At 42.2% G+C, this 14,245-nt stretch carries 11 protein-coding genes, 9 tRNA genes, 1 rRNA gene and 1 pseudogene; 2 read left to right on the plus strand and 20 right to left on the minus strand.

All coding sequences use genetic code 11. The annotated features are described in order from the left end of the window. Nucleotides 1-216: 216 nt before the first annotated feature. From L1611_RS20440 to L1611_RS20450, 3 genes and pseudogenes are all read right to left on the minus strand, one after another. Complete coding sequence (locus L1611_RS20440) at nt 217-459, minus strand: hypothetical protein (RefSeq protein WP_236315571.1); 243 nt, start codon at nt 457-459, stop codon at nt 217-219. Nucleotides 460-1,431: 972 nt separating this feature from the next. Beyond that, entirely contained in the window at nt 1,432-2,403 is a 972-nt protein-coding gene (locus L1611_RS20445; RefSeq protein ID WP_236315573.1) for an aldo/keto reductase, read from the minus strand. Between the two features lie 131 nt (nt 2,404-2,534). Further along, nucleotides 2,535-3,228 (minus strand): annotated as a pseudogene (locus tag L1611_RS20450) (SDR family NAD(P)-dependent oxidoreductase). 216 nt (nt 3,229-3,444) lie between these two features. Here L1611_RS20450 and L1611_RS20455 point away from each other — a divergent pair. Next, nucleotides 3,445-3,885 (plus strand): MarR family winged helix-turn-helix transcriptional regulator, encoded by a 441-nt coding sequence (locus L1611_RS20455; RefSeq protein WP_236315575.1) that lies wholly within the window; start codon nt 3,445-3,447, stop codon nt 3,883-3,885. Nucleotides 3,886-4,136: 251 nt separating this feature from the next. Here L1611_RS20455 and glmS read toward each other — a convergent pair whose 3' ends face one another. The 6 genes from glmS to sigW form a co-directional block, all read right to left on the minus strand. Further along, nucleotides 4,137-5,939, minus strand: a complete 1,803-nt coding sequence (glmS, locus tag L1611_RS20460; protein WP_236315577.1) for a glutamine--fructose-6-phosphate transaminase (isomerizing) — start codon at nt 5,937-5,939, stop codon at nt 4,137-4,139. 471 nt (nt 5,940-6,410) lie between these two features. After that, entirely contained in the window at nt 6,411-7,763 is a 1,353-nt protein-coding gene (gene glmM / locus L1611_RS20465; protein WP_236315579.1) for a phosphoglucosamine mutase, read from the minus strand. A 32-nt stretch (nt 7,764-7,795) separates the two neighbouring features. After that, a complete protein-coding gene (locus L1611_RS20470) occupies nt 7,796-9,067 on the minus strand; it encodes a CdaR family protein (protein WP_236315581.1) in 1,272 nt (423 codons plus the stop codon). Then, nucleotides 9,060-9,890, minus strand: coding sequence for a diadenylate cyclase CdaA (cdaA, locus tag L1611_RS20475; protein WP_236315583.1), 831 nt, complete (start codon nt 9,888-9,890; stop codon nt 9,060-9,062). The genes L1611_RS20470 and cdaA overlap by 8 nt, the downstream gene beginning before the upstream one ends. Before the next feature lie 281 nt (nt 9,891-10,171). Beyond that, the gene (locus tag L1611_RS20480; protein ID WP_236315585.1) at nt 10,172-10,810 is read right to left on the minus strand and encodes an anti-sigma factor; all 639 of its coding nucleotides are present in this window, start codon (nt 10,808-10,810) and stop codon (nt 10,172-10,174) included. A gap of 8 nt (nt 10,811-10,818) precedes the next feature. Further along, the gene (sigW, locus tag L1611_RS20485; RefSeq protein WP_236315587.1) at nt 10,819-11,388 is read right to left on the minus strand and encodes an RNA polymerase sigma factor SigW; all 570 of its coding nucleotides are present in this window, start codon (nt 11,386-11,388) and stop codon (nt 10,819-10,821) included. Between the two features lie 177 nt (nt 11,389-11,565). Here sigW and L1611_RS20490 point away from each other — a divergent pair, with 177 nt between their 5' ends. Then, complete coding sequence (locus L1611_RS20490; RefSeq protein ID WP_236315588.1) at nt 11,566-11,742, plus strand: aspartyl-phosphate phosphatase Spo0E family protein; 177 nt, start codon at nt 11,566-11,568, stop codon at nt 11,740-11,742. Nucleotides 11,743-12,067: 325 nt separating this feature from the next. Here L1611_RS20490 and rocF read toward each other — a convergent pair whose 3' ends face one another. The 11 genes from rocF to rrf form a co-directional block, all read right to left on the minus strand. Beyond that, on the minus strand, nt 12,068-12,967 hold the full coding sequence (gene rocF, locus L1611_RS20495; RefSeq protein WP_236315590.1) for an arginase: 900 nt from the start codon (nt 12,965-12,967) through the stop codon (nt 12,068-12,070). 239 nt (nt 12,968-13,206) lie between these two features. Next, nucleotides 13,207-13,282: transfer RNA gene (locus L1611_RS20500), tRNA-Ala, on the minus strand. Between the two features lie 2 nt (nt 13,283-13,284). After that, a tRNA-Gly gene (locus L1611_RS20505) sits at nt 13,285-13,358 on the minus strand. A gap of 36 nt (nt 13,359-13,394) precedes the next feature. After that, nucleotides 13,395-13,470 (minus strand) — tRNA-Lys (locus L1611_RS20510). 115 nt (nt 13,471-13,585) lie between these two features. Beyond that, a tRNA-Tyr gene (locus L1611_RS20515) sits at nt 13,586-13,670 on the minus strand. A 38-nt stretch (nt 13,671-13,708) separates the two neighbouring features. Next, a tRNA-Thr gene (locus tag L1611_RS20520) sits at nt 13,709-13,784 on the minus strand. Between the two features lie 4 nt (nt 13,785-13,788). Next, nucleotides 13,789-13,864: transfer RNA gene (locus tag L1611_RS20525), tRNA-Val, on the minus strand. A gap of 7 nt (nt 13,865-13,871) precedes the next feature. Beyond that, a tRNA-Glu gene (locus tag L1611_RS20530) sits at nt 13,872-13,946 on the minus strand. Nucleotides 13,947-13,962: 16 nt separating this feature from the next. Further along, nucleotides 13,963-14,038, minus strand: a tRNA-Thr gene (locus L1611_RS20535). A 3-nt stretch (nt 14,039-14,041) separates the two neighbouring features. Continuing rightward, nucleotides 14,042-14,116, minus strand: a tRNA-Asn gene (locus tag L1611_RS20540). Between the two features lie 30 nt (nt 14,117-14,146). Further along, nucleotides 14,147-14,245 (minus strand): 5S ribosomal RNA (gene rrf / locus L1611_RS20545); the annotation flags it as partial.

Here is a 14,245-nt window from a genome sequence, read left to right on the forward strand (position 1 = left end):
TTACTCAACTATACTCACCTCTTCTAAACGATTAAATTTATACTAGTACATCTAATTGGTAATGTTAACCTTATTCACCTTTCTGTTGAGCTAAACTGCTTCGTTAGTTTAAGTACATTTCTTCACAATCTCATGCAAATTTTATCATAAATAATCAGTTTTGTTTTGATGTCTTCTTCCATTAAATGGCCTTTTCGTATTTAAGCAATAATAATTTTAAACTTGTTTCGTTTTTTTGTGTTTATAAGCAAGAGCGAAAGGAATCAGTGGTAGAAGGACAAGTAATCTAAACCAATTCTCAGCACCACCAAAATATAAAGATGGTAGTAAAAGTGCAATCCCACTTGTTAGTAGTGCTATCCAAGATTTTTTCCAAAGACCCCATACAAATAGAAGCAATGCAACTCCAATTAATAGCCAAAAAATGAGACTCACCCAATAAAAGCCTACCTGTTCCATTTAATCACCCCATTTGTCTAATTACTTTAAATCTATAGATTATATGTCCTTATTCAACAATCCTGCCCTTTCTGGAATAACTTACAATTTCAAGATGAACAATCTAATTACCTTCCTTATTCCACAATCACTGACTCTTTTCTGGAATAAAATACGAATTCAATATACACCTTTAAACACTCTAACCTAGATGTATTGTATAAACGTTTATTATGATCAACAAAATAAAAAACGTGCCTGGCTGTCATTTATGACTTCCAGATCACGTTTTTGGGTATTTATCTCATTTTCTTGGTTACCAACTATAATGTATGGTTACCAACATTAATGTATGGTTACCAACTATAATGTCTAGTTACCATCATTAATGTATGTGATGTTGCATTGAAATAAAGTTTGATCAAAAAGATCTCACAAACCGGCATTTTACGATAATATAAAAGAATCCATTTTGAAAAAAAGATTGATCAAAATGGATTCTTTATCAGTTGGTCTAAGCTTCGATTTTATAAAAAAGTTTGATCATTTTCTAATGGTGTTACTCTAATCGCGCCCGATTGGTGAAGAGCCAAAAATTAAAAAAGACTTCAAAAATTGATCTTTGGTAATTGTGTTAACGCCCCCATTACTTTAAGTACATTAATTCACAAAGTTTTTTTGTTAACAGTTATTTGTTACAGGAATGCTGCTTCGTTAGCTCAATGAGAAAAGCGATCATTCTATTTTGAAGAATCGTACCTGTAAGTGGAAGAGTTGAGCAGCTTCCGTATTGGTTAAATTATTGCACTCTTAAACAAAGAAGCAAGGTTTTCTTCTAGTTGAACTTTGGAAAGATCATCGTGATATATATGAAAAACTTTGGCTCGTGTGAGACTTAATTTGATATACAAAGGGTCACCGCTACCGTGGGAGCAACTAGCTACAAGAATGTACCCCACCTTTTAAGTGTTCGCCCTAAGCGCAGTTGTGTAATTATACCAATGGATGTGGTACATAAAGTTCTTCTAAACTCTTAATCTCTTCAGATGTCAATTTAACTGATAACGCCGACACTGCATCTTCGAGATGGCTCATCTTGGTCGCCCCAATAATAGGTGCTGTGACCTCTTCCTTTTGTAACAACCATGCAAGTGCGACCTGTGCGCGTGGAATACCACGATTCGCAGCAACCACTGCCAATCTTTCCGCCACTTTGCGATCGGCTTCTTCTGTCTTGGTAAACAGGGACTTAGCTACTTGGTCATTCTCTGATCGAGAGGTTTGCTCATCCCAATCTCGGGTTAACCGACCTGCAGCAAAAGGTAAATATGGCGTAACGCCAACTCCATCATCTTTACAAAAAGGAAGCATTTCTCTTTCTTCCTCTCGATAAAGCAAGTTAAGTCTATTTTCCATGGAAATGAAACGAGTCCAACCGTTGCGTTCTGCCACATGTTGAGCTTTCGCGAACTGCCAAGCTGACATGGAGGATGCTCCGATATACCTTACCTTGCCTGCTTTAACTAGATCATTTAGTGCCTCCATTGTCTCTTCAATCGGTGTGTTAGGATCCCATCGATGAATTTGATACAAATCGATGTAGTCTGTACCCAACCGTCTTAGACTATTATCAACTTCTGTCATTATCGCTTTGCGGGAAAGTCCCATTGCATTTGGGCCTTTACGCATCGGAACGAATACTTTTGTAGCAATGACAACTTCGTCACGGTGAGAGAAGTCCTTTAATGCTCGTCCAAGAATTTCTTCACTTGTGCCATCAGAGTACATATTAGCTGTACTGAAAAAATTTATGCCTAATTCAAAGGCTTTTTTTATGATTGGTCTGCTCTTTTCTTCATTTAGTGACCATGGCGTATTTCCTCGTTCAGGTATTCCGAAGCTCATGCTTCCAAGACATAGTTCTGAAACTTCCAAACCAGACTTTCCAAGTTTTTTATATTCCATTTGTATAACTCACTCCCTCTGTAATATATCAAAAAATTAATGATTATCTTTTTAAATCAGCGAGAGACTCCCATCATCACCACGGAAGTTGACGTCTCTCATTCGAAAACGTGCCTGTAGGACCGCTCTCGTCAAGAAGAGCAAGGCACCGGATGACGAGCTGCCTGCTGAACGGTTCCTGTCCCTTCAAAATTGTTGAGGTCAGTTGCAGTAAAGCCCGGGCATACCGCATTGACCTTAATGCCTGTTGATTCAAGTTCAATAGCAAAAGCAAGCGTGATGGCGTTAAGGGCAGTCTTTGAAGGGCTATAAACTACACCAAACATTTCACGATGCGAATTGTTCGGGTCAGCGTTGAGTGTCAGTGATCCTGAACCACTAGATACGTTGACGATGCGTGCAGTAGGTGCTTTACGAAGAACCGGTAGCATAGCTTGTGTGACAGCAATTACACCAAATACGTTTGTCTCAAACACCGTGCGTACCTCTTCGATAGATGCAACGCTTGGTTTGCCTGACTTACCTACCTCTTCAAGCTTCCTTCCAGGTTCACCAGCATGCGATATACCCGCATTGTTGATAAGTACGTCGAGACGACCTAGCTCGCTACGGATACGCCGCTGCTGCGTCGATAGAATGCTGATCGGTAACATCAAGCTGGATGGCACGTGCATCTGCCCCAACGCTAATTGCTGCTTTTTTCCCTTTTTCAAAATTTCGTGATCCAACAAGGACAGTGAACCCGTGTGTCGCAAGTTCCTTTGAGATTTGAAGACCAATTCCTTTATTGGCGCCAGTAACCAAAGCGACTGGTTTATTATGCATTGTTAAACTCCCCTTTCTGCATGCAACTTTTGTCGTTGCAGATAAATTCTTTTATCATGCCATGCATTCCACTTTGGTTGACGCATCAACTAAAGTACACTTTACCATCTTTTGGTTGACACGTCAACCAAAATTTACTTCACTACCTGTCGTTGACATATCAACAAACATTGCTATACTCCATTTATGAATAAAAAAATGATAAGTGAAGAAGAAATGCAAATATGGCATATGTGGAAAAGCTCTTATAAGAGAATTTTTGGTCGCGTAGTAAAAGACATGTTCGAGAAAACTGGGCTATCGGAGGGTGACTTTGGTATATTAGACCGATTGGATCTTTTTGGAAAAGGTAAGCTACGCCAACAGGAATTAGCAGACTCAATGGATTGGACCAAGAGTCGGTTATCCCATCATTTAACGCGGATGGAAAAACGGGGACTTGTTTTAAGGGAACCAATAAAAACTGAACGAGGAGTCCAGGTAATCACTACTTCGGCGGGAAAATCCGCATTGGAAGATGCCCGCCCTGTCGTTTCCATGGCAATACGCGAGTATTTTTTAGATTTATTAACCGAACAAGATATTGAGTCGATTACTACTCTGGCGGAAAGAACAAAAGCAAAGTCTTCATCGGCTTGTAATACCCCACCATCTTAATTGCGTTTTTTGATGTTATTCAGGCGATAGGTAATAAAAAAGCTGATTTTCCTAATTCGGAAGATCAGCTTTTTCTACTTTGTGTAGAAATGTACTTAAGCTAGTCGAGTAGAAGGGAACCTCTCAGAACCGTGCTTGCGCTATTAACGCACACGGCTCCTCCTAGTTACCATGGAAAAGCTTCGCATCTTTTTTATAAACATCGCGACTTTATTTTAAATCTACATGTGAACACAATCCTGTATTTAAATTTACTCCACAGTAACTGATTTTGCCAGGTTACGTGGCTTGTCGACGTCGCAGTCCCGGTGCAGTGCTGCATAGTAGGAGATCAATTGCAGCGGCACGACACTGGTTAATGGTGTCAGCAATTCATGTACATCCGGAATGACGATCCTGTCTTCTTCGTCCTGCAGGGACTCGGTACTGATCGTGCAGGTATAAGCACCACGTGCAGCTACCTCTTTTACGTTTCCACGGATACTCAAGTTCACATGCTCCTGGGTTGCAAGCGCGATGACTGGTGTTCCTTCTTCGATCAACGCGATTGTTCCGTGTTTCAATTCTCCGCCTGCAAATCCTTCTGCTTGGATATAGGAGATCTCTTTAAGCTTCAAAGCCCCTTCGAGAACAACATGATAATCCATCCCACGTCCGATGAAGAAGCAGTTTCGTGTTACGGCCAGATATTCACGTGCAATTTTTTCGAAATCTTCTTTCTGATCACAGAGTGCTTCAATTGCATTTGAGACGACACTCAGTTCCTTGATCAGATCAAAGCTCAACTCTACCCCTTTCGCTTTCGCTGTATCACCGGCTAAAATAGAAAGGACTGCGATTTGTGCAGTGTAAGCCTTCGTTGAAGCCACTGCGATTTCAGGACCTGCGTGAAGAAGCATCGTATAATCCGCTTCACGAGAAAGGGTAGAGCCCTGTACATTAGTAATCGTCAATGCTTTATGCCCAAGTTTTTTAACCCGAACGAGAACAGCACGGCTATCCGCTGTTTCCCCACTCTGAGAAATGAAGATGAATAATGGTTTCTCGGAAAGCATCGGCATATTGTATGAGAACTCACTTGCAATATGAACTTCTACCGGTATTTGAGCCATTTTTTCAATAAGCTCTTTTCCAACTAGCCCTGCGTGGTAGGATGTGCCACAAGCGATGATATAGATCCGATCTGTTTTCTTCATCGCTTTCCGGATATCATCATCCAACTTTAGATTGTCATCCTGATCTTGATACTGGTTGATGATGTTACGGATGACAATAGGCTGCTCATCGATTTCCTTGAGCATATAGTGTGGATACGTACCTTTTTCAATGTCCGAAGCATCAATCTCTGCTGTGAATGGCTCTCGTTCCTTCACTTTTCCGTCAAGGTCCTTGATGGTCACATCCGCTTTGGTGACGATGACGATTTCTTCATCCATCAACTCAACGAATTGATCTGTTTTTTGAAGCATAGCCATTGAGTCACTCGCAACGACATTGTAGCCATCTCCTAATCCGACAAGCAACGGACTTTTGTTCTTTCCGACATAGATCGTTTCGCTATTTTCATTATCCAAAAGGGCGATCGCATATGATCCTTTTAATAACGATAACGTTTTACGGAAAGCTTCTTCAACTTCATGGCCTTCTTTTACAAACTGTTCAATGAGCTGGACAATGATCTCTGTATCTGTTTCACTCTTCAGTTCAACGTCTTTCAAAAACTCTTTTCTTACTTGAATGAAGTTTTCGATGACCCCATTGTGTACAAGTGTAAACCGTTCAGTCGTGCTTTGGTGAGGATGCGCATTGACCTTACTTGGTGCTCCATGTGTCGCCCAACGGGTATGTCCGATCCCGATGGTAGCATCCTCGTTCTCATCAACGTTCTTTCTTAACGTTGCGATGCGTCCTTTTTCCTTGTAAACATGAACGCCTTTTTCATTCTTGACTGCGATACCAGCCGAGTCATAACCACGGTATTCAAGCTTTTCAAGTCCTTTTAATAAAATTTCCTTTGTATCTTCTGTTCCAACATAACCAACAATTCCACACATTGAAATAAACCTCCCTGTTGGGGGGCAAACTGCCTTATCACCTATACCGAAATTTCTCCAAGTGATCATAAGGGGTCCTGTTTACCCCCAACGTACAAAATTTTAGTTTACATCGCATTCATGCTTTTGTTCACCAAGTCACCTCAGTGGTTTCTGCATGAACTTCCGGTGTGATGTAAGACCGAGAGGCATCCGCCGATCAGATTCGATAAACCTCTTTCCTCGTCAACTATTTCAGTCACCGCCGCGGTGTCGGAATCAACCGAAGAAATAGTCCAGGCGCTTTTTAAAAGATTTTGCTCTTCTATACTCCTTTCTATAATCGAATGGAAATATCATACACTAGAAATGGTATATCGTCAACGCCTATATTTCAGCATTGATCTACACTTAAACTTATGCAAAAACAGCTCGTTTTGTGTATGGGAGCTGCCCTTGCATAGTATTCGTAACCACCGTATTTTTCTGTCCTTATTGTTCTACATACCCTAGCTCTTGGTCGACTACACGCGCAATTTCCTCGACATATTGCTTGCAAAGCTCTTCTGTAGGAGCCTCTACCATCACCCGGACAAGGGGCTCGGTCCCTGAAGGACGTACAAGGACACGTCCATTTCCGCTTGTCTCAGCTTCTACTTTTTCAATTGCCTCTTTTACTGCTGTGTTTTCCATCACTTTCGTTTTATCGGTAACCTTTACATTCTTCAAGCATTGTGGGAACTTTTTCATCTCACCCGCAAGCTCGGATAATGGCTTTTGCGACAACTTCATGATATTGACGAGCTGTAACGCAGATAGGAGGCCGTCTCCAGTCGTACTGTGATCAAGGAATATGATGTGTCCGGATTGCTCTCCGCCAAGATTGTAGTCGCCTTCCCTCATACGTTCCATGACATAGCGGTCGCCAACAGCTGTTTGCTCGGAGGCGATTTTTGCAGCTTCAAGCCCTTTATAAAATCCAAGGTTGCTCATGACCGTAGAAACGACTGTACCCTTTTTCAACCTGCCTTCGTTTGCCATATGCTTAGCACAGATGAACATGATTTGATCACCATCTACAATCGTTCCATTCTCATCGACTGCAATCAATCGATCCCCATCCCCGTCAAAAGCTAAGCCTACATCGGCTTCCTTTTCTTTTACGAGCTCGATTAATTTCTCAGGATGAGTGGACCCTACGCCATCATTGATGTTCAAACCGTTCGGTGAAGAACCGATTGTCGTGATATCAGCATCAAGATCAGCAAAAAGGTGAGGTGCAAGTGATGAAACTGCACCATGCGCGCAATCTAATGCAATGCGCAACCCTGAAAAGTCTTCATCCACTGTCTGTTTCAAAAATTGGATATACTTCTGACCGCCTTCGAAATAATCACTAACTAAACCAAGTTCCATTCCAGTCGGCCTTGGGAGGTCATCTTCATCAAGATCCAATAATTCCTCGATTTCCTTTTCTTGCTTATCCAATAGCTTGAACCCGTCCGACCCGAAAAACTTGATTCCATTGTCACCCACAGGGTTATGGGAGGCTGAGATCATGACCCCAGCCTGAGCGCCTAACGCCTTGGTCAGATAAGCAACACCAGGAGTTGAGATGACACCTAACCGCATGACTTCTGCTCCTATAGAGAGCAGCCCTGCAACCATCGCGCCCTCGAGCATATGACCGGAAATTCGGGTGTCCCGACCAATGATGATTTTCGGTTTTTGGGTCTCTTTCGTCAGAACATAACCGCCATAGCGCCCTAATCTGAACGCTAATTCAGGTGTTAATTCAGTATTTGCTACTCCTCTGACTCCATCTGTTCCAAAATATTTACCCATTCAATAAATCGCTCCTTCTTCCCTATTCCACATTATGCCATTCTTTTGCTAATGGTTAAGGTCGCTTCTGTAGGTTGACTTTCAAATGTAAATTGTTCAGGAACATCAACATTGATTTTTACATCATGTTGTCCCTCTGACAAATCTTCTGCATTTACAAAAGCGGTTATATTTTCTTCAGATAATTTTTCCAGATCCTTTTCATTCCCATTGACTGTAACATCCATTGTCCCTTTAGTGGGGGCATTGAACGTCGCTTCCTCGTTATTATCCAATCCGATGATTTTGATCGGTAAATTATTGAAAGTCCTTGAGCTTGCTGTTTCACTGTCGGGTTCAGCAGATGTATCCTCTTCGGTCTGTTCAACATCCACCTTGACTTTCACTTTGCCAGGTGTGGCGTAAAAGGCTTCATCTGGTAAGGGAACATCCACTTCGATCGTTTCGTCTTCGGTGATATTACTTAAATCAACAGGCAACACGATGGAATCCAGTTCATCAAGTACATTTTGTGGTGCATGGATTGCCACCTTTTCTTTTTCTGGAGTAATCGATTTAAGCTCGTACCCATCTGGAAGAGATCCTTTTTCATCAATTGAAACAGGAATTTCTTTACTCGGATTTTCAATTGGTACAGTTACATTCATTGTTTCTGGATTGATACTGATATCTATTGGGTCGAAGCTTCTATTCAGTGCTTGGATTTTAACCTCTCGTGTAAAGGTTTCCTTCGCATCTGCAACATTGACAAAGACTCTGACATAGGCGATTTCATCAATCATGTCCTTTGCTCCGGTAATTTCGATTTCTTCTCTTTCAAGCTGAGGTGTTCCGGTAACATAGCCTTTTGGCAATTCATTCTCCCCAAGGAGTTGTACCGTCACTGGGAAGGTTTCTGTCTTCTTCTCGTGTAACGTTACATCGATCGTATTTTCTCTCGGAAACGCTTCAATACCGTTAGGAAGATTCTCGAATTTCACTTCTGCTTCGTATTGACCGGGCCCTTTATCCCTTAAATCGATATAAGCCTTAGGTGTCCGTTGAAGGTTGAATCTCATAATGTCCGATTTGGATCCCTGGAACTTGACGCCTACTGTGTCAGGCTTCCCTAATAAAACATACTTATCGTTATCAAATTCAGCATCAAGGTTAACCGTTTTAAATGACTCCTCTGCATTAGTCGGGAGGGCTTGATCCTCCTCATTCGCCTGTTGGTCATTGATATGGACAGTCGTATACATCATCAAAGCGATAAGAAAAGCCGTGACTTTGACAAACCATGGAGATTTGAGCAGTCTATCCATCTTTCTTCCCCCTCCAATTCCACATTGATGAGGAAGTCGTTTTAGATTTTGTCATAATTTCAGCCTCTAACAGTTTTCGTAACATGTCCTCATCTAAATTGCGGTAGAGTTCACCATTTTTTGTGAGAGAAACATTTCCCGTTTCTTCAGAGACAACCAGCGTCAAACTATCTGTTACTTCTGATATACCTAAAGCAGCTCTGTGCCGCGTTCCAAGTTCCTTCGAAATAAACGGGCTTTCCGAAAGAGGGAGATAACTTGCAGCTGCCAGGATCTGATTATCGTTGATGATGACCGCTCCATCATGCAACGGTGTATTCGGGATAAAAATATTGATCAGGAGTTCTGAGCTCAGATTAGCATTGATCGGGATGCCGGTTTCTACGTAATCATCGAGACCCGTTTCCCTTTCAATTGTTATGAGAGCACCTATACGACGTTTAGCCATATAATTCGTCGCCTTTAACATCGCTTCAATCGTATTTCTCTTTTCCTCTTCTTCTGCAATCATGCCTCTTGAAAAGAATCTACCTCGACCCAATTGTTCAAGCGCACGGCGAAGCTCGGGCTGGAAGATGATAATGATGGCCAGGAAACCGTAAAGCAGTGTTTGGTTCATCAGGAAATATAATGTGTTCAGCTTGAAAATTCCGCTGAAAAACCAAACCGCTATGATAACAGTAATCCCTTTTAACAGCTGGATTGCTTTGGTGCCTTTTATCAGCATGATGAGCTTATAGATCACATAGGTGACCAAGAGGATATCAATTATATCATTCAAGTAATTCAATATATTAAAGTCAAAGTCTCCGATAGGAAACATACGCATCCTCCAAACTGATCCACTCAATTTCATTGTTTCCAAATATGCTCAGTTTGTTACCATATGTAACTTCTCTATTATATCATAATTTGGCACTATATCTATTTTTCGTAAGGTTCCGTCAATAACACTCCGTATGCAGCCAAAAAATTTCTGAGGCAGCAGAAGACGAACGCCGATCGGCAAAGCAAAAACAATAAAGAGAGTGATCTCAGGAACACCCCGGCTTGTCCGAAATGTTTCTAAGACCACTACATCATATGAAGATCCATTTAGCTTTGTCATTCTGAAGTGAACCATTCCTTTACTGTGCTGGTTCCATCTTTCAATCGGTACCAGACCCATTCTGTTATCTTATGGATCTCTTGGCTCTCTCCCGCAATATGCCCTGCTGAGGCAAGATATTGGTTCCCGTTGATGACCGTAACGTCCCCTTCTACTTTTCCGGCAATTTCTACATCACCATTCCTAACCACCAGGTCACCCTTTACAATCTCGCCTTCAGGAACGATGACCTTTCCATTTTCCTGATCTATTTTAACCTGTGCACCGTTTGCTGATACGGAGATCGGATTACTCTTATTACTTCCCCATTCACTATAAATGGAGCTCGACATCAATAAAAGGAAGAGAACAGCAGCTGTCAACAGTGGATGATGTTTAAACCACCTTCTCATTTTCGATGAGGTTTTTTCCCTAGGTAATTGGTTAATAACTTTTGAAGTAAAACCATTTGGTGCTTTTATATGATGATGGTTATGCAGTAATTGGTCAACATTTTTGAGCTCTTCAAATTTTCCCTTGCATACTGAACATGATTTTACATGTTGAAGCAATTCTATTTTTTCGAGAGGCTCGATTTCTTCATCGACCCATTTATGCATATAGGTTGAATATTTACCATCGCATTTCATTTCCATTTATCCTCCTAACAATCCAGATCTTTCAATCGTTTGCGAAGTGCTTCCCGACCGCGATGGATACGCGTTTTTACCGTTGAAACTGGAATCTGCAATATCTCACTAATCTCCTTTAAAGACAGTTCCTCCAAATACTTTAGCGTAATTGCTGATCGGTATTTCGGAGGCAAATGCAGGATCTCCTTCTGTATACGGTCCTGAAGCTCAAAGGTTTCAATTTTTTCTTCTGGTAATTGTTCTGCGACTGCTATTTGAGAATAGAGGGTCAAACCTTCTCCCCCGCCTAATTCTGCATCAAGGTAATAATCCGGCTTTTTCTTACGTATACGATCGATCGTCAAATTGGTTGCAATCCGATATAACCAAGTAGAAAATTTATGTGCTTCATTAAAACGTTCAATATGTATATAAGCCCGTACAAAGGCTTCCTGAGCTATGTCCTCTGCTTCATGTACGTTACCTAACATCCGGTAGACGATATGGTATACTTTATCCTTATAAATTTCTACAAGTTCTTCAAAGGCTTTTTGATCCCCTTTTTTCACAGAGCGGACCAAGCGCTTAACCGTTATATCCATATAGGAACCCCCGAGACTCCAGTGTTTAAAAATACTACTTATGGAGTAGATTGTTTCTTTTTTTATTCTAACATGAGACAACTTCCTAGTGATGATTAATTTTGTTAAATATAGGTTTATTTTCTTAATTATCGGGTATTATGTTTAACAACTATTAGGCGAAAGCAGGTGGGCAGCATGTCAGCTGAAGAGCGTTTTCTTTTGAAGGAAATTGAAAATTCAAGAAAGAAAATGTTAATCCTAGCGAAAGAAAAGCCTTTGTTTTCTATGGAAGTTGTAGAAATCAGCCAATATCTCGACTATCTACTTAATCAATACGATACCATTAAGAGTGAAATGATAAATGTCTCATGAAAAGCAGCTCTCCACCTGGAGAGTTGCTAATTCTTATTAACATAAGAAAAGCGCAAACGCCCTGATCAGCCACGAAGGTCACTGGAAGCCCGACGAGGAGGCTGTCGCCGCTGCAGGAGGACTGAAGTGATCCAAGTGGGTGGGCGTTGGAGCTAGACATCAAGAAAAGCGCAAACGCCCTTGACCAGCCACGAAGGTCACTGGAAGCCCGACGAGGAGGCTGTCCCGTCGCAGGAGGACTGAAGTGATTCATCGAAACAAAAACCTTCTTATTCTAAAAAAGACCTACCGAGAATTAAACTCGATAGGTCTTTGAATGTCTATTTTAAATCAACTTTTCACCAAAAAGGGAACCGATCAGCGCAACCGCAACAGTTGCTGTTTTGTTCTTCTCATCAAGAATTGGATTGACTTCCACAAATTCCGCCGAAGTAAGGATCTTCGACTCTTCAAGCATCTCCATCGCCAAATGGCTTTCACGATAGCTGATACCGCCTAGGACTGGAGTCCCTACACCGGGTGCTTCTGCCGGATCTAATCCATCAAGATCCAAACTCAAGTGTACACCATCTGTTCCGTTCGAAACGTATTCGATCGCTTCTTCCATAACCTTTGTCATACCCATTTTATCAATTTCGTGCATCGTATAAACTTTAATTCCCTTTTCACGGATCAATTCACGCTCTCCTCCATCCAGTGAACGCGCACCGATGATGACGATGTTTTCAGGTTTGACCTTCGGGCTGTAACCCCCGATTTCTTTCAGTTTCTCATGTCCGATTCCAAGGCTTACAGCTAAGGGCATACCATGAATGTTTCCGCTTGGTGAAGTTTCTCCTGTATTTAAATCGCCATGGGCATCATACCAGATGACACCTAAATTCTTATAATGCTTTGACACACCAGCAAGCGTCCCGATTGCAATGCTGTGGTCCCCGCCGAGCACTAATGGAAAACGATTATCTTCGATGATTTTATTGACACCTTCCGCTAGAAAGTTGCTCGCTTCAATAACCCCATCTAAATTTTTGAGGTTCGTTTCTTTACTTGCAACTTTTTCCCTTTGTGGGATTTGGACATCACCATGGTCCTCCACATCGTAGCCAAGGTTTTCAAGCCTTTCGATAAGACCAGCATACCTCATTGCACTCGGTCCCATGTCAACACCACGGCGCATTTGCCCAAGGTCCATCGGGACACCTAAAATTCCAACATTCTTGTTCATGTTTTTCCTCCTCATTGACAATCTATCACCTATTGTAGGGCTTTATCATATTCTGGTTCAACTGGACAAGATTCTGTATACTTATGCGGTTTAACAGGGGATCACCTGTCAATCATGGATAAATATGAAGCGCTTACACGAATTCGGTATCTAACCCGCGTTCCAGGTCATTGTTTTTAATATGCAAAAAACTCTCCAAACCATTCGGTCCAGAGAGTTTTTTCATTATTTATGTATGATGGTGGAGCCTAGCGGGATCGAACCGCTGACCTCCTGCGTGCAAGGCAGGCGCTCTCCCAGCTGAGCTAAGGCCCCGATGGAGCGGGTGATGAGAATCGAACTCACGACCAGAGCTTGGAAGGCTCTTGTTTTACCACTAAACTACACCCGCATGATCAAAATAGTATTGTTAAATTCAGAATCGAGATGGTGAGCCATGAAGGACTCGAACCTTCGACCCTCTGATTAAAAGTCAGATGCTCTACCGACTGAGCTAATGGCTCGCATTGTATTTTTACCCTATGTTCTTCCTCTTGTTGTACAAACTGCCGTTGTTGGCTACGTCAGAACAATTTCACAGAACTATTATCATCATCGTCAATTTGGTCTTTTTTAAAATGGTGGAGGGGGACGGATTCGAACCGCCGAACCCGGAGGGAGCGGATTTACAGTCCGCCGCGTTTAGCCACTTCGCTACCCCTCCAATAAAAAAAGACTATAACGTCTGATGTTAAATGATAATGGTGCTGGCCAGAGGACTTGAACCCCCAACCTACTGATTACAAGTCAGTTGCTCTACCAATTGAGCTAGGCCAGCATCATGGTGGAGGATGACGGGATCGAACCGCCGACCCCCTGCTTGTAAGGCAGGTGCTCTCCCAGCTGAGCTAATCCTCCATATGGATGGTGACCCCTACGGGATTCGAACCCGTGTTACCGCCGTGAAAGGGCGGTGTCTTAACCACTTGACCAAGGGGCCGATATATATCTTTTCATGGAGCTTCCAAGCGGGCTCGAACCGCTGACCTCTTCCTTACCATGGAAGTGCTCTACCTGCTGAGCTATGGAAGCAAATGGCTCCACAGGCAGGACTCGAACCTGCGACCGATCGGTTAACAGCCGATAGCTCTACCACTGAGCTACTGTGGAATAATTCATAGAGAAGAAAAATGTTTTTTGGCCCGGCGACGTCCTACTCTCACAGGGGGAAACCCCCAATTACCATTGGCGCTGAAGAGCTTAACTTCCGTGTTCGGCATGGGAACGGGTGTGACCTCT

This window comes from Pseudalkalibacillus salsuginis (assembly GCF_021646685.1).
Lineage (GTDB): Bacteria > Bacillota > Bacilli > Bacillales > Fictibacillaceae > Pseudalkalibacillus > Pseudalkalibacillus salsuginis.

What these genes read in the sequence shown, in the direction of transcription:
- glmM (WP_236315579.1), bottom strand. Translation starts at nt 7,763, where the DNA reads ATGGGTAAATATTTTGGAACAGATGGAGTCAGAGGAGTAGCAAATACT.
- L1611_RS20445 (WP_236315573.1), bottom strand. Translation starts at nt 2,403, where the DNA reads ATGGAATATAAAAAACTTGGAAAGTCTGGTTTGGAAGTTTCAGAACTA.
- sigW (WP_236315587.1), bottom strand. Translation starts at nt 11,388, where the DNA reads ATGGATATAACGGTTAAGCGCTTGGTCCGCTCTGTGAAAAAAGGGGAT.
- L1611_RS20490 (WP_236315588.1), top strand. Translation starts at nt 11,566, where the DNA reads ATGTCAGCTGAAGAGCGTTTTCTTTTGAAGGAAATTGAAAATTCAAGA.
- L1611_RS20470 (WP_236315581.1), bottom strand. Translation starts at nt 9,067, where the DNA reads ATGGATAGACTGCTCAAATCTCCATGGTTTGTCAAAGTCACGGCTTTT.
- glmS (WP_236315577.1), bottom strand. Translation starts at nt 5,939, where the DNA reads ATGTGTGGAATTGTTGGTTATGTTGGAACAGAAGATACAAAGGAAATT.
- L1611_RS20455 (WP_236315575.1), top strand. Translation starts at nt 3,445, where the DNA reads ATGCAAATATGGCATATGTGGAAAAGCTCTTATAAGAGAATTTTTGGT.
- L1611_RS20440 (WP_236315571.1), bottom strand. Translation starts at nt 459, where the DNA reads ATGGAACAGGTAGGCTTTTATTGGGTGAGTCTCATTTTTTGGCTATTA.
- L1611_RS20480 (WP_236315585.1), bottom strand. Translation starts at nt 10,810, where the DNA reads ATGGAAATGAAATGCGATGGTAAATATTCAACCTATATGCATAAATGG.
- cdaA (WP_236315583.1), bottom strand. Translation starts at nt 9,890, where the DNA reads ATGTTTCCTATCGGAGACTTTGACTTTAATATATTGAATTACTTGAAT.
- rocF (WP_236315590.1), bottom strand. Translation starts at nt 12,967, where the DNA reads ATGAACAAGAATGTTGGAATTTTAGGTGTCCCGATGGACCTTGGGCAA.